Below are 15296 nucleotides of genomic sequence, written 5' to 3' on the forward strand. Positions count from 1 at the left end.
CGGCTTCGGCGATTGGCGTGTTGTCGACCCGACTGGACGGCAGGACGCGCGCACGGACGAGAGTCGCCCGCTGTCGTAAATCCGCGCACAGAAAAAGCCGTGGCGCGCTGGGTTATCCCGCGCGCCACGGCCTTACACGGTGTTCGTCAGATCGGGGTGACCTCGGAGACCAGCCAGCGGTTGCCGCTCTTCTCCAGGTCGACCCGCACCCGGCTGCCGCTCGCGGTGGCCTGGGGGTTGTCCTTGCTGGTGGTCATCTGGTTGAGGAACAGCAGCACCTTGGCGTGTTTGGTGTCGGCGTCGATGACGCCGGCCGCCTGGGTGGAGGCGATGACGGTGAGCTGCTTTTCCTTGGCGCCGGGGGCGATGGATTCGTTGACGAGCTTGAGGTAGTCGTCCTTGAAGCCGCCGGAGAGGTCGTCGGCGACCTTGGGCAGCTCCTTGTCGACGGAATTGAAGTTGTAGCTGAACATCGACTCGACCGTCTTGCGGGCGGCGTCCACCGAATCGGTGCGGGCGTGGTCGAGCTGCTTCATGTGCCAGGCGTCGTAGCCGAACCAGCCGGCTGCCGCCAGCATGGCCACCATGACGGCCGCGATGGCCGAGATCCGGATGCGGTTCTTGCTCACGAGACGAACTCCAGCTTCGAGGCGGTGAACTGGTCACCGTCGTGGGTGATCGTCACACGGAATCGGTAGACGCGCTGCTGCGGCTGGTCCGAGCCGGCGTTGGTGAGGTTCTGCTTGGCGGCGACGAGGATCTGGGCGGAGCGGTCGTCGTAGGACTCGACGGCGGTCTCCACGACCTGGCCGCTGGCCTTCACGTTCGCCTGCTTGATGACGTCGGCGTAAGCGTCGCTGCGGGAGGAGTATTCGTCCTTGAGCTGGCCCGACGCCACCGAGAGCACCCGGTTGATGTCGTCCTTGACGGTATCCACCTTGATGGTGGTGATGTTCAGGACGGCCTGCTTGGCGGTCTGGGTGTAGTCCGCGCGCAGCTGCTCGTTCTTGTCCGCGGCGTTGTGCGCCGGAATCCAGAAGATCAGGCTGGTCGCCAGCGCGACCAGGCACAGCGCCGCCGCGGCGCCGAGCAGCAGGACCGGCCACTTGCGGCCGTCCTTCGACTCCTCGTCCTCGGTGGTTGCCTCGGAGTCCTCGGTGTCGGCCGCGACCGCCGGAGCGCCCTCGACCACCTCGAGCGACTCGTCCTCCGGCTCAGCCGATTCCGCCGCGTCCGGAGCGTCGACGGCCTCCCCCGCGTCGGCGCCGGCTTCCGGCGTCACGACCGTCTTCGCGATCGTGACGCTGGTCTCGGCGACCTCGGGGGCTTCGGCCTCGGGGGTCGCGGCAGCAGCCTCGACACCCGCGGCCTTCACGGTGGTGACCTCCGCTATGGGTGCATCCCCGTCGTGGACCGGCGGTCCTTCTGACCGCACGGCCTTCCGCCGGGTCTTGCTGTTCACCACCGTGGGATCACTCATCGTTGTTGCTCCTGAAGCATTGTTTGCCAGTTAGCCGGCACGATGCCGGAACCATCGGGCCCGATATCGGCCTGGCGGGTGAGTACACCGTCCGGCCCGAGATACGTGCCACTCTTCGGATCGTACGTTCTCGTCGTCACACTCGCAGGCGCGGCTCCCGGTTGCCCGCCGGTCTCCAGCGAACTCGGAGTGAACGTGGGCTTGCCGTTGTTGTCCACCGGGTTCGGCTTACCGAAGGCCGGGTTGTCGCCGAGCGGCTGGTAGCCCTCGGGGGCGTGGCACTGTTCGACCGTGGCCGCTCGCTTCCCGGGCACGTCCATACAGGGGTTGTTGCGGACACCGCGGACCACGTCCGGGGAGTTCTGCGGAATCTTGCAGTACAGCCCCTTCGGGGTCTCCGGGACCGGACCCGTGTAGTCGGCCGGCGAGCGCCGGTCCTCAGGCGCCAGGAAGCCCGTGGTGCAGCCCTTCGGGTCATTGAGGCCGATCTTGAAGTCGACCTTGCCGCCGTACTCGGTCGGGCTGCCCTTGGCGAGCGTCATCAGCGCACCGATCAGCGGCGGGAAAATGACCAGCAACTGCTCCACGCTGGCGTGGTAGGTGACGCCGACCTGGCCGAGGCTGACCAGGTTCTGCGCCAGCAGCGGCACGGTCGGCTTCAAGTCCTCGAACAGCTCGGTGGCCTTGTTGAGCGCGCCCGGGCCGTGGTCGATCACATTGCGCAGCGCCGGATCGTGCTCGCGGAGTTGATCGGTGACGGTGGCCAGGTCCTTGGTCCACCCGCGGATGGCGGAGTCGGACTCGATCTGGGTGTCCAGCAGCGGGCCGATCTTGTCGATCAGATCCTTGGTGGCATCGGTGTTGTTCTTGGCCTCCTGGACCAGCAGCGACGCGGAGTCGAGCAGCCGTTCCAGATCCGGGCCCGCGCCGTTGAAGGCGAGGAACGCCTGCTCGATCACCTGCTGCAGGCGGGTGTCCGCGACGCTGGAGAGCAGCCGGTCGGTGCGGTCCAGAATGCCGCCGATATCCATCGGCAGCTTGGTGCGGTCGACCGGGATGACCGAACCGTCGCGCAGATTGCCGCCCTGCGGGTTGTCCTTGGGCACCAGATCCACGTACTGCTCACCGATGGCCGAGACCGACTTGACCCAGGCGTCCACATCGGACGGGATCTTGAAGTCGGACTCGATGGACAGCTTGGCGTCGACACCCTGCGGGGTCAGCACCACCGAATCCACCTTGCCCACATTGGTTCCGCGGTAGGCGACATTGGCATGCTCGTACAAACCGCCGGTAGCGGCCAGCTTCACCGTCACGTCGTACCGGCCGATGCCGAACATGGCGGGCAGCTTCACGTACTCCCCACCCATCACCGTGATGCCGATGACGGTCAGCACGGTGAAGATGGCGAGCTGAATCTTGACGAAGCGACTCAGTTTCATTTGCCCGGATCCCCTTGCGGCACGGTGATTCCGGGAATGGCGGGCAGGCCCGGAATGTTCAGGCCCGGCAGGCCGGGCACGGTCGGCGACGGCTGGGTCGAGGACGGTTGCTGCTGCAGCGGAGTCTTGGCGGGATCGCCCTGATCGCCCGCCACACCGGCTCCTTGGCCGAGCGCACCCTCCACACCGCCGAACCGTCCACCCAGCGGGGTTCCGGTCAGGAAGTTGGAATCCAGCCGGGCCGCGGTCAGGTCGAAGGTGATCTTCACGTTCATGTAGTCACCGCGGATGTACCGGTCGATGTACTTGAAGGGGAACGGGAAGGTCAGCATCATGTTCAGCGACCTGGTGAAGTTGTCGCTGGTGTCGGCGATCTTTTCCAGAGTCGGTCCCAGATCGGCGATCTCGGCCTTCAGATCGTCACCGGCATTGTCGATGATCCGTTTGACCACCTCGCTGAGGTCACCCGCCGCGGTCAGCGCATTGGTGATCTGCTCCCGCTTGTTCGCGAGCACGGTCAGCGCGGGATGGATGTTGTCGATCGCGCTCGCGACCCGATCCTTCTCCTGCACAAGCGTTCCCGACAAACGGTCGAGCCCGCTCATCGCGTTGATGATGTCGGTGGTCTGGGCGTTGAGCGTCCCGACCATCTGGTTCAACTGCGGCAGCAGGTCGCGGATCGCGTCGGTGCGGCCGGTGAACGCGGTGTTCAGCTCGTGGGTGATGTTCTCCAGCTGGCTGATACCGCCGCCGTTGAGCACCACCGACAACGAGGACAGCGTCTGCTCGGTGGTCGGGTACTGTCCCGCCCGCTCCAGCGTGATGGTGTCACCGTCGTGCAACTGCCCGGTGGCGGGAATATCGGCCGGCGCTGCCAATTCGACGTGATTACTGCCCAGCAGCGAGGTCTGCCCGATCTTCGCGATGGCGTTCGCGGGCAGCTTCACGTCCTTGTCGAGCCCGATGCTGACCAGCGCGTGCCAGTCCTGCACCTCGATACCGGTGACGGTACCGACCGTCACGTCGTTCACCAGGACCGGCGAATTGCGGGTCAGAGTGGTGACATTCGGCATCTGCACCTTGATGTGCCAAGCATCGGAACCGGTTCCGGCGGAACCCGGCATGGAGACGGTGTTGAGGCCGTCCCAATCACATCCGGTGGCGCTCAGAGCGACCGCGACACCGATCGCCAGGCCCGCCACCCCGCGGCGACGAGTATTCATCAGTTCCCTCCCGGAATGGCGAGGCCCGAAAGCCCGTTCGGGATCCCGACCGGCGCCCGTTCGCCCTGTCCGGCGTAGCGCGCGGCGACGTCGGGCGTACTGGGCACCAGCTGGCGCGGCAACGCCGTGGCGCCCGTACCGTCGTTCATGAGCAGCGGTGGGTAGTTCATCGCCAGGTTCTGGATCACCGGGGCCAGGTACTGCGCACACATCTGGGCGCTCTCATGGCCGTTGCCGGTGGAGAGGTTGTCGATGGAGCCACAGATGAAGCTCAAAGGTGAGTTGAAGCCGGCGAACACCGGATAGCCGGCGACCGTGCCCTGCGCGGGGTTGTACAGCTGATAGAAGTTCACGAGAGCGGTCGGCGCGGTGTGCAGCACCTGTTCGATCTGAGGCTTGCTCTGTACCAGCGTGTTGGTGACGTCGGCGAGCTGCGCCAGGTCCGTGCTCAGCGCCCCGCCGTGCGAGTCGAGGAACTTCTTCACATCGGAGACCGCGGAGTCCAGATTGTCCAAACCCGCTCCGAGATCACCGGATACGCCCGCCAGCACCTGTGACACCGACGCCAGCCGACCGCCGAACTGCACGATCTGGTCGTTGCTCTTGGAGAGCACGTCCACGAACTGCTGCAGGTTCTTGATGGTGCCGAACAGGTCGGTGCGACCGTCCGACAGCGTGGTCAGCGTGGCCGACAGCTCCTTGAGGGTGTCGCGGAAGGCCTGGCCGTTGCCGTCGAGGTTGTCGGCGGCGGTATTGACGAAGCGCCCGAACGAGCCCTGCTTGTCCTCGCCGACCGGGCCGAGAGACGTTGCCAGCTTGTTCAATTCGGTCTTGATGTCGTCCCACTCGACCGGGACGGCGGTCCGCTCGAGCGGAATGACCGAGCCGTCGTGCATCTTCGCGCCGCCGGTGTAGGCCGGGGCCAGCTGGATGAACCGGGCCGACACCACGGACGGGGAGACCAGCACGGCCTTGGCGTCGGCGGGGATGTCGACGCCGCGGTCGATGGTCATCTTGACCGTGGCCTTGTCCTTGCCGGGATCCACGGAGTCGACGGTGCCCACGCGGACACCGAGGATCCGCACCTCGTCGCCCTTGTACAGGCCGACGGTGGACGGGAAGTAGGCGGTGATCTGCGGCTTGCCGATCCGGGAGATCCCGGTGTACGCACCCCCGGCCACGATCGCGGCCAATGCCACGATCGCCGCCACGCGGGTCCAGCGCGGCAGACCGCGGATTTTGTCGAGCAAAGTCGTCATTTCGGCAGCTCCGTGATCAGCGGGCGAGGCTGGAGGCCGCCGCTCTGCATGTTCTTCAGCGCTTCGGGCAGGTTCTGCGGCCAGACCAGCGCGTCGGAAAGAGCCTGCAGCATCGGGCTGTTCCAGTTGACGATGTACGCCTGGAAGTACGGACCGCTGCCGACCTGCTCACCGAGCGCACCGGCGTAGGGGCCGAGCGCGTCGAGCGCGTCGGAGATGTTCTGCTTGTTCTTCTGCAGCAGTCCCAGCACCGAATTCAACTTGTCCAGAGCCGGTTTCAGCGCCACCTGATTGTCGTTGACGAAGCCGCTGAGCTGTTTGGCCAGGCCGTTGATGTAGGTGATCAGCTGGCTGATCGCGCCCCGGCGGGCATCCAGTTCACCGAGCAGGTTGTTGCCGTCCACGAGCAACGAATTGATCTTCGCGGCCCGATCGGACAGCACCTTGGTGACGCCCTGGGCCTTGCCCAGCAGGTCGGTCAGCGCCTTGTCGCGGGTGTTGATGCTCTTGGACAGCTGGGTGATGCCGTCCAGTGCCGAGCGCAGCGGAGCCGGCGTGTCCTTGAAGGTGCTCGACAGCGCGTCCAGGGTCTGGTTGACCCGGTCCATGTCGAGGTCCTTCACGGTGCCGGACAGATCCTGCAGCGCGTCGTTGAGCGAGTACGGAGACGTGGTGCGCTCCAAGGGAATCGGCTGATCACGCTTCAGCGCGCCGTCCCCTTCCGGAGCCACCTCGAGCGACTTGCGGCCCAGCACCGTGTTGGTCTTGATCGCGGCGGTGGTCTTCGTGCCCAGCACGATCGACTCGTCCATGGTGAAGGTGACCTTCACCTTCGGGCCGTCCAGCGCCACTTTGTCCACCCGGCCGGACTTCACGCCGGCCACCTGGACCTGATCACCCGGCAGCAGTCCGCCCGCGTCGGCGAAGTACGCGCTGAACTGCGCGCCCGAGCGGACGAACGGCAGCCGATCGAATTGCAGGGCGGTGAGGCAGATGCTCACGACCACGACGATGCCGACGACGCCGATATTGATGACGCGTTGTCCCATGACTATCCACACCTCCCGTCGAACTGGCTGCCAGGCAGGGCGAGACGCACGTCCTTGCCGTCGGGCCCAGTGAACATGATGTCGGTGCTGCACGCGTAGATGTTCAGGAACGATCCGTAGGCACCGATGCGGGTCAGCTTCTTGTAGGTACTCGGCAGCGCCGAGAGCACCGTCTGGAACTCGTCGCGGCCGTCGTCGAGAACCGTTGCCGCGCGGCCCAACTGCTCCACCGTGTTCTTCAGGTCCGGCCGGGCCGTCCTGAGCAGGTCGGTGAGATCACCGGTGGCTCCGGCGATCCGGGGCAGGGCCGCGCCGATCGGGTCCTTGTCCGCGGCCAATCCACTGACCAGACGCTGCAATTCGTCCAGGGTGGTGCCGAAGGCCTTGTCGCGGTCGTCGATGGTGGCCAGCACCGTCTTCAGGTTCTCGATCACGCTGCCGATCAGGGCATCGCGGGAGGAGAGGGTCTTGCCGAAGTCGCCGCCGCTGTTCAGCAGCGAGACCAGCGTGCCGCCCTGTCCCTGGAAGATCTGCAGCAGCGCCTCGGTCAGGCTGTTGACCTGGGTCGGATTCAGGCCGCGCAGCAGCGGTTTGAACCCGCCCAGCAGCATGTCCAGATCCAGCGCGGGCTGGGTGTGGTCGAGATCGATGGTGCCGCCGGAGCGCAGCGCGGTCGCCGTGCCCGGGCCGTCCATCAGTTCGAGGTAGCGGTCGCCGACCAGGTTCTCGTACCGGATGGCCGCTTTGGTGCTGGCGTAGAGCTTGTACTTGCGATCCACGTCGAACTCGACGTGCGCCTGGTGGTCCTTGCCGACGTAGACCCGGCTCACCGAACCGACCGGGACGCCCGCGATCCGCACCTTCGACCCGGGCAGCATGCCCGAGGACGAGGTGAACACCGCGCGATAGCCGGTCTCCCGGGCGAACCGCATCTGGCTGAAGACGACCACCAGCAGCGCCAGGATCAGCAGCATGGCGATGCCGAAAACGCTGAGTTTGACGGTGGTGGCGTGTGGTTTGAATTTCACTTCTTACCGACCCCCGGGAGCTGGTCGAACAGGATCTCGAAGACGGTCTTGGACGGATGCGGCTGCGTGGCCGGGGCCCAGATGTGGCCCTCCGAGGTATCGGTCATCAGGAAGTTGGCCTTCTGACCGCCCGTCAGGTCGAAGGTGTTCTCGCAGTGCGGGCCGCCGGTGGCGTTCACCTTCGGCAGGTCCTCGGGATACTGGTACGGCGTACCGCTGGGCATGATGCCGGCGTTCATGGAGAAGGCCGGGTACCGGCCACCGATCAGCTCGTCCATCAGCGGCACGTTCAGACCGAAGGTCATGATGGTGCAGTACAGCGCCGACCGGTACTCGAACAGCAGATCCGTGGTGGGCCGCAACAGGTTCAGCGACTTGATCAGATCGTTCTCGTTGGGCTTCAGCACCGAGTTCGAGGTGTCGGCCAACCCGATGAGGTTGGTCAGCAGATCGTCCACGCGAGCCTGCTCATCGGTAATCGTCTTACCGGTGACCTGCATGTTGTCGGTGACGCGCAGCAGGTCCCCGACGGTGTCGGAGTAGGTGCCGGTGACCGAGGCGGTCTTGCGCAGGTCCTCCTGCAACGTGGGCAGCGAGGGGTTGATCTGCTTGAGGAACTCGTCGCTGTCCGACAGCAGCAGGCCCAGCTTCTCGCCGCGACCCTGCAGGGCGGTGCCCAGCGCGGTCAGCGTGGCGTTCAGCTTCTCCGGCTGCACCTTGTTGAGCACGTCGCTCAAATGCTGGAACAGCGTATTGAATTCGACGGTCACGCCATCGGCCTGCACCACGGCTCCCGCGTGCAGCTGCCCCGACGGGTTCTGCGGCTCGATGAAGTTGATGTACTTCGCGCCGAACACGGTGGTGGAGTTGATGTCCACGGTGGCGTTGGCCGGCACCAGCTTCAGCTTGTCCGGATCCATGGAGAGTTCGATGCGCGCGCCCTCGGGCGTCTCGTTGATCGACTTGACCCGGCCGATCTCGACACCGCGGATCTTCACCTTGGCGTCGCGATCCATGACCAGACCCGCGCGCGGCGAATTGACAGTCACCATAGCGGTATTCGTGAAACCGCCGGCGAAACTCACCAGGCAGAACACGACTACGGCGACCAGGCCGAGCACCAGGCCGGCGCCGGCCAGCCGGATCACCCACCCCTGGTCGAGGTAGCGCTTCGGCGCCGGCTTCTGGACGAACGGCGAGCCGATCGGGCTCGCCGTCCCGCCTTGTTGTTGAACCATGTGTTCGTCCCGCCCCTACCCGGAGAGATGGAAATTGCCGGAGGTGCCGTAGATGGCCAGCGACATCAGCAGCGTCACCGTGACGACTGCGATCAGCGAGGCCCGCACCGCATTACCTACCGCCACGCCTACGCCGACCGGTCCGCCCGCGGCGTTGTAGCCGTAGTAGGTGTGGATCAGCATGACCGCCATGGCCATGAAGATCGCCTGCGCGAAGGACCAGAGGATGTCGCTGGGGATCAGGAAGGTCGAGAAGTAGTGGTCGTACACACCGGCCGACTGCCCGTAGATCTGCACCGTCGCGAAACGCGAGGCGATGAACGAGGCGATGACCGCCAGTGAGTACAACGGGATGATGGCGAGGATGCCCGCCAGCATGCGGGTACCCACCAGGAAGGGGATGGGCCGGATGGCCATCACCTCGAGGGCGTCGATCTCTTCGGAGACGCGCATGGCGCCCAATTGTGCCGTGGTTCCCGCGCCCAGCGTCGCCGCCAGGCCGATGCCCGAGATGACCGGTGCCGCGATGCGAACGTTGATGAACGCCGCGAAGAAGCCGGTGAGGGCCTCGACGCCGATATTGCCGAGCGAGCTGTAGCCCTGCACGGCGATGGTGCCACCGGCGGCCAGGGTCAGGAAGCCGACGATCACGACGGTGCCGCCGATGACCGCGAGAGCGCCGGTGCCCATCGAGATCTCGGCGATCAGCCGGATGGTCTCGGTGCGGTAGTGCACCAGCGCCTTGGGCACCGACGCGATCGAGCGCGCGTAGAACACCGCGTGCTTGCCGACCGAGTCGAGCGCCTCGGTGAAGCGCTGAAAGCGCTTGGTCACCTTGGGAAAACGAGACTGGATTACGAAAGCCATCTGATCACCGCGCCGCGAACTTGATGCTGATGGCGGTCATCACGACGTTGATGACGAACAGTGCCATGAAGGCGAACACGACCGTCTGGTTCACGGCGTCGCCGACACTCTTGGGACCGCCTTTGACGTTCAGGCCCAGGTAGCAGGCGACCAGTCCGGCGACGAGACCGAACAGCATGGCCTTCACCTCGGAGATGACGAGCTCCGGGAGATGGGTCAGCAGGGTGATGCCGTTGACGAACGCGCCCGGGTTCACGCCCTGCAAGAAGACCGAGAACACGAAGCCGCCCAGGATGCCGATGGCGGACACCAGGCCGTTGAGCAGGAAGGCCACGAACATCGAGGCCAGCACGCGCGGAACCACCAGGCGCTGAATCGGATCGATGCCGAGCACCTTCATCGCGTCGATCTCTTCGCGGATGGTGCGGGCGCCGAGGTCGGCGCAGATGGCCGTCGCGCCCGCGCCGGCCACGATGAGCACCGTGACCATCGGGCCGATCTGGGTGATCGCACCGAAGGCCGCACCCGCGCCCGAGAGGTCGGCCGCACCGATCTCGCGCAAAAGAATGTTGAGCGTGAACACCACGAGCACGGTGAACGGAATCGCCACCATCAGTGTGGGAAACATGGAGACCCTGGCGATGAACCAGGACTGATCGATGAATTCCCGTCGCTGGAACGGGGGCCGTACTGCAGCGCGAGCGACCGCGCCGGCGAGTTCGAAGAACCCTCCGACCGCCCGCAGCGGTACGGCAAGGACTTCATTCATTCCCGCTATTCCTCCTGCCCCTGCCTAGCGATAGCAACCGAAATCTGAATGTGATCTCGGTCCCGCCGAAGATTAGAACACGTTCTCATACGGTTCGGGAAGGTTTCCAATGCTTTGAACAGGCCCTCTTTCTGAACTGGTGTCCAGTTTCAAGAACATGTTCAGGTGAGCCTAACCGTCAGACGTATGCCGCATTGTGAGGCGACACACATAGTTGATCCCCATTCCTACCAATGTTCGATCTCGCGATCAACTGCAGGGTCGGGGGCCGGGTCCGTCAAGACGACACGCGGCCCCCATACGGGGAAATCGAGGTGAAAACCTCAGCCCAGATCCTTCAGGGAGGAAGCCGAGAAAGTGGCGTCCGACGCGCGATCGGCGAAGTAGCCGCCGAGGGTCTCGGCCAGGCCCTCACGGGTGAACTCGCCGACGGCGTCGAAGCGCTGCTCGACGACGGGCGCCGCCATCAGGGCCACCATCGGGCCGTAGACGACGAACAGCTGACCGGTGATCTTCTCGGCCGCCGGGGAGGCCAGGAAGGCCACCAGGCGCGCGACGTGATCGGGCGACAGCGGGTCCGGGCCCTCGTCGGGAGCCGCGGAGAAGACGTTCTCGGTCATGGCGGTACGCGCGCGGGGGGCGATCGCGTTGGCGCGCACACCGACCTGCTCCAGAGCACGGGCCGCGGACAGGGTCAGCGCGGTGATACCGGCCTTGGCCGCACCGTAGTTCGCCTGACCGGCGGGGCCGAGCAGACCGGCCTCGGAGGACGTGTTGATGATGCGCCCGTAGACGGGGGCACCGGTCTCCTTGAACTTGGCACGCCAGTAGGCGGCCGCGTTGCGGGTCAGCAGGAAGTGCCCGCGCAGGTGCACGGCGACGACCGCGTCGAAGTCCTCGTCGGACATGTTGAACAACATCTTGTCCCGGGTGATCCCGGCATTGTTGACCACGATGTCCAGGCCGCCGAGGGACTCCTCCGCGGTACGGATGATGGCATCGGCGGTGGACCGCTCGGCAATGCTGCCGCCGACGAACTCCGCCTTCACGCCCAGCGCCCGGATATCGGCGAGGGTTGCGCTGACCGCGTCGTTCTCGGCAAGGTCGTTGACAATGATCGACGCGCCCGCGCGGGCCAGCTCGAGGGCTTCGGCCCGGCCGAGCCCGGCGCCGGCACCGGTAACGACGGCAACCCGGCCGGAAAGACTCACATCAGATTCGCTCACGACGGCGACTCTAGAACGTGTTCCACCCGCCGGGCAAGGACCGGTCCCGACGGGCGGGGCCGGCCTCAGACCAGCTTCAGCGCGGCCTTGGGGCACTGCGCCACGGCAGACTCGATGTCCTTGCGGTTGTCCTCGGTGACCGCGACCTCGTTGACGTGCAAGTTGTCGTCGTCATCGAGATCGAACACGTCAGGGGCGATTCCAACGCAGATCCCGTTCGCTTCGCACTGATCGAAATCGACGATGACCTTCATAGTTCTCTCCTTCAACACAGGTTCAGCACGAGCCTAACAAGCAGACCCCCGCCCGGAACAGCAAAGCAGCCCTAACCGGAACCAATACTGGAACATGTTTCACTCGCGTGCGATGATCGGCAGAACCGAGAAACGAAGGCTAGAGGTACTGCTATGCGTATCGCCTACACGCCGCAACAGGAACAGCTGCGTGCCGAGCTGCGTGACTATTTCACCAAGCTCATCACTCCCGAACGGCGGCAAGCGCTTTCGGCCCAGACCGGAGAGTACGGCGAGGGCAATGTCTACCGCGAGGTCGTCGAGGAGATGGGCCGCGACGGCTGGCTCGCCCTGGGCTGGCCCAAGGAGTACGGCGGCCAGGACCGGTCCACCATGGATCAGCTGATCTTCACCGACGAGGCCGCCATCGCCGGCGCCCCGGTGCCGTTCCTGACCATCAACTCGGTCGCGCCGACCATCATGCACTACGGCACCGAGGAGCAGAAGAAGTTCTTCCTGCCCAAGATCGCCGCCGGTCAGCTGCACTTCGCCATCGGCTATTCGGAGCCCGGCGCCGGCACCGACCTGGCCTCGCTGCGCACCTCCGCGGTCCGCGACGGCGACGACTGGATCATCAACGGCCAGAAGATGTGGACCTCCCTCATCGCCTACGCCGACTACGTGTGGCTGGCCGCGCGCACCGACCCGAATGCCAAGAAGCACAAGGGCATCTCGATGTTCATCATGCCGACCGACGCCGAGGGCTTCTCCTGGACGCCGGTGCACACCATGGCCGGTCCGGACACCTCCGCCACCTACTACCAGGACGTGCGGGTCAAGAACTCCGACATGGTGGGCCCGGAGAACGGCGGCTGGGCGCTGGTCACCAACCAGCTCAACCACGAGCGCGTCGCGCTGACCTCCTCCGCGCCGCTCGCCCTGGCCGTCGCCCAGGTCACCGAGTGGGCGCGCAACACCAAGACCGCCAACGGCCAGCGCGTCATCGACCAGGAATGGGTGCAGGTCTCGCTGGCCCGCATCCACGCCAAGGTCGAATACCTGAAGCTGACCAACTGGGAGATCGCCTCGCGCGCCGACCAGGGCGGCGACGCCGCGCCGCGGCCGTGGGACGCCTCCGCCACCAAGGTGTACGGCACCGAACTGGCCACCGAGGCCTACCGGGCGCTGATGGAGATCCTCGGCCCGCAGGCCTACCTGCGCCAGGACTCGGCGGGCTCGCAGCTGCGCGGCCGCCTCGAGCGCATGCACCGCGCCTGCCTGATCCTCACCTTCGGCGGCGGCACCAACGAGGTGCAGCGCGACATCATCGCCATGACCGCCCTCAAGCAGCCCGCCGCCGCGCGCTAGCTGTGCCCATCAGCGATGTGAGCGGGCCCTACGTGGTTACGCAAGCTGCCTCCTCCGGGCCTGACCCTCACATCGCACGAAAACCAAGGTACCCATCATGGATTTCACCCTCACCGAGGCGCAGCAGGATCTGGCCCGCCTCACCGCCGAGGTCACCGGCAAGCTGGTCACCGCCGACCGGCTGCGTGAGCTCGACAAGAACACCGACGCCGACGGCAACCGCACCGTGCGCTTCGACGCCGGCCTGTGGGACTCGCTCGCCGAGACCGGCGTGCTGGCCGCGGCCCTGCCGGAGAGCGTGGGCGGCAGCGACTTCGGCGTGCTCGAGCAGACCGCCATCCTGCGCGAGATCGGCAAGTCCGTCGCCCCCGTGCCCTACCTGTGGTCGATCGTGCTCGGCGCGGGCGCGCTCGCGCAGTTCGGCTCCGCCGCCCAGCGCGAACTGGCCGCCCAGGCCGCGACCGGCGAGGTCATCCTCACCGCCGCGCTGAGCGAGGAGCGCAACTGGGAGCCGGCCAAGCCCGTCACCACCGCCATCGCGGGCGACGGCTGGCAGCTCACCGGCCTCAAGACCACCGTGCCCTTCGCCCGCCAGGCGGCGCGAATCCTGGTGTCCGCCAGCGTCGACGGCGCCCCCGCCGTCTTCCTGGTCGACCCGTCGCACGCCTCGATGCGCATCGAGGACCAGATCGTCACCGACCGCTCCCCCGAGGCCGAGGTCGAATTCGCCGGCACCCCCGCCGAACTGGTGGGCACCCTCGAACAGGGCGGCGAGATCCTGACCTGGCTGCTGGAGCGCGCCTGGCTCGGCCTGGCCGCCACCCAACTCGGCGTCGTCGAGAAGGGCCTGGAACTGGTCGCCGACTACGCCCGCGAGCGCGAGCAGTTCAACCGCAAGATCGGCAGCTTCCAGGCCGTGGCCCAGCGCCTCGCCGACGGCTACATCGACGTGCAGGGCGTGCGCCTGGCCGTGCAGCAGGCGGCCTGGCGGATCGCCGAGGGCCTGCCCGCCACCGCCGAGGTGCACACCGCCAAGTTCTGGGCCGCCGAGGCCGGACACCGCGTCGCCCACACCGTGGTGCACGTGCACGGCGGCGTCGGCATCGACCGCGACCACATCGTGAACCAGTACTTCACGGCGGCCAAGCACAACGAGTTCGCGCTCGGCGGCGCGACCGATCACCTGCGCGCCCTGGGCTCCCTGCTCGCCGACGCGCAGTAAGAACGAACAACTCTCGTCATCTCAGGGGCTAGCCCCTGAGACCCCACGGCCCGGTTGGGCCTGGAGACTCGGCCGACCCTGCAAACGCGGCCGACGGCGAGGCGGTGGCTCCCATACCGGCCACTGCCTCGCCGTTTCCGTGTCACCACCTCGCCGTTCTCCGTGTCGGGGAACGGTTTGTGCCGTCACGGCACCAGCGGACCCACGAGAACCTGCTTGCCCTCGGCCCAGTTCCCCTGCCAGCTCAGTGCGGCGTCGTCGAGCTCCTTGCGAGCCCACAGCGCCAGCAGCAGATCGGACGCGGCGCCGGAGAGTTCGGCCACCGGCGCGCCCGGGCCGTAGGTCCAGCTGTCGCCGGTGTCGGTGGCGCGCACGCTGATCGCCGCGGTCGGCACGCTCGCCAGGCCGCGCAGGATCATGCGAGGCGTGAACAGTTCGAACACCTCGGTCACACCGTCGGCGGCGAGCGCCGGATCGAACGCCTCGGCCGTGCCCAGCGCATCCTGGCCGTCCCACAGGTGCATGAGGGTTTCCTGCGCGCGGCGACGCTGCCAGAAGCCGACCTTGCGCGGCATCTGCGAGGTGAAGGTCCAGGCCGGAGTCTCGGGATCGACCGACAGCGCGTCGATCATCGCCTTCGCCGTGCCGTCGTACCAGGTCCGCAGTCCCACCGGGTCCTTGGGCGCGGGCTCGCCCTGAAAGTCCCCCCGCTGCTCCAGGACCGCCGTGGTCACCCACAGATTCCCCTGACCGACATGGTCGGCCAGGTCATAGAAGGTCCAGTCGCCGCAGGACGGGACGGGCGTGGACAGCTCGACCTCCGGCGTGATCAGTTCGCCGAACTCGTTCAACTTCTCGCGCACAACGGCCAGGAAATCCATGCGGCTCACGC

The 15296-nt window shown here is 66.3% G+C and carries 15 protein-coding genes; 2 read left to right on the plus strand and 13 right to left on the minus strand.

Translation table 11 applies throughout. The features are described from left to right. Nucleotides 1-146 precede the first annotated feature (146 nt). The 12 genes from ACFYTS_RS01065 to ACFYTS_RS01120 form a co-directional block, all read right to left on the minus strand. Complete coding sequence (locus ACFYTS_RS01065; protein WP_357282723.1) at nt 147-629, minus strand: h domain protein; 483 nt, start codon at nt 627-629, stop codon at nt 147-149. Beyond that, complete coding sequence (locus tag ACFYTS_RS01070) at nt 626-1480, minus strand: hypothetical protein (protein WP_357282724.1); 855 nt, start codon at nt 1478-1480, stop codon at nt 626-628. Before ACFYTS_RS01070 ends, ACFYTS_RS01065 begins: the two co-directional genes overlap by 4 nt. Further along, a complete protein-coding gene (locus ACFYTS_RS01075; protein WP_357282726.1) occupies nt 1477-2922 on the minus strand; it encodes an MlaD family protein in 1446 nt (481 codons plus the stop codon). The genes ACFYTS_RS01070 and ACFYTS_RS01075 overlap by 4 nt, the downstream gene beginning before the upstream one ends. Next, complete coding sequence (locus tag ACFYTS_RS01080; RefSeq protein ID WP_357282727.1) at nt 2919-4145, minus strand: MCE family protein; 1227 nt, start codon at nt 4143-4145, stop codon at nt 2919-2921. Before ACFYTS_RS01080 ends, ACFYTS_RS01075 begins: the two co-directional genes overlap by 4 nt. Beyond that, the gene (locus ACFYTS_RS01085) at nt 4145-5404 is read right to left on the minus strand and encodes an MCE family protein (RefSeq protein WP_357282728.1); all 1260 of its coding nucleotides are present in this window, start codon (nt 5402-5404) and stop codon (nt 4145-4147) included. Before ACFYTS_RS01085 ends, ACFYTS_RS01080 begins: the two co-directional genes overlap by 1 nt. Next, nucleotides 5401-6453: an MCE family protein gene (locus ACFYTS_RS01090; protein ID WP_357282730.1), complete on the minus strand. Its 1053-nt coding sequence runs from the start codon at nt 6451-6453 to the stop codon at nt 5401-5403. Before ACFYTS_RS01090 ends, ACFYTS_RS01085 begins: the two co-directional genes overlap by 4 nt. 2 nt (nt 6454-6455) lie before the next feature. Next, nucleotides 6456-7481, minus strand: coding sequence for an MCE family protein (locus tag ACFYTS_RS01095; protein ID WP_387300483.1), 1026 nt, complete (start codon nt 7479-7481; stop codon nt 6456-6458). Next, nucleotides 7478-8719: an MCE family protein gene (locus ACFYTS_RS01100; protein WP_387300485.1), complete on the minus strand. Its 1242-nt coding sequence runs from the start codon at nt 8717-8719 to the stop codon at nt 7478-7480. The genes ACFYTS_RS01095 and ACFYTS_RS01100 overlap by 4 nt, the downstream gene beginning before the upstream one ends. 15 nt (nt 8720-8734) lie before the next feature. After that, nucleotides 8735-9586 (minus strand): ABC transporter permease, encoded by an 852-nt coding sequence (locus tag ACFYTS_RS01105; protein ID WP_357282734.1) that lies wholly within the window; start codon nt 9584-9586, stop codon nt 8735-8737. A gap of 4 nt (nt 9587-9590) precedes the next feature. Further along, on the minus strand, nt 9591-10355 hold the full coding sequence (locus tag ACFYTS_RS01110; RefSeq protein ID WP_357282736.1) for an ABC transporter permease: 765 nt from the start codon (nt 10353-10355) through the stop codon (nt 9591-9593). Nucleotides 10356-10678: 323 nt separating this feature from the next. Then, nucleotides 10679-11581 carry a 3-oxoacyl-ACP reductase gene (locus ACFYTS_RS01115; protein ID WP_357282738.1) on the minus strand — a complete coding sequence of 301 codons (903 nt, stop codon included), beginning with the start codon at nt 11579-11581 and terminating at the stop codon, nt 10679-10681. 65 nt (nt 11582-11646) lie between these two features. Next, nucleotides 11647-11835, minus strand: coding sequence for a ferredoxin (locus ACFYTS_RS01120; RefSeq protein ID WP_379277423.1), 189 nt, complete (start codon nt 11833-11835; stop codon nt 11647-11649). Between the two features lie 153 nt (nt 11836-11988). On the opposite strand from ACFYTS_RS01120, the gene ACFYTS_RS01125 reads away from it, so the two are divergent. Continuing rightward, a complete protein-coding gene (locus ACFYTS_RS01125; RefSeq protein ID WP_357282739.1) occupies nt 11989-13182 on the plus strand; it encodes an acyl-CoA dehydrogenase family protein in 1194 nt (397 codons plus the stop codon). 97 nt (nt 13183-13279) lie between these two features. After that, nucleotides 13280-14404: an acyl-CoA dehydrogenase family protein gene (locus ACFYTS_RS01130; RefSeq protein ID WP_387300489.1), complete on the plus strand. Its 1125-nt coding sequence runs from the start codon at nt 13280-13282 to the stop codon at nt 14402-14404. A gap of 185 nt (nt 14405-14589) precedes the next feature. Here ACFYTS_RS01130 and ACFYTS_RS01135 read toward each other — a convergent pair whose 3' ends face one another. Beyond that, complete coding sequence (locus ACFYTS_RS01135) at nt 14590-15285, minus strand: maleylpyruvate isomerase family mycothiol-dependent enzyme (RefSeq protein ID WP_387300491.1); 696 nt, start codon at nt 15283-15285, stop codon at nt 14590-14592. Nucleotides 15286-15296 lie beyond the last annotated feature (11 nt).

Source organism: Nocardia sp. NPDC004151 (genome assembly GCF_042874235.1).
In the GTDB taxonomy this organism is placed as follows: domain Bacteria; phylum Actinomycetota; class Actinomycetes; order Mycobacteriales; family Mycobacteriaceae; genus Nocardia.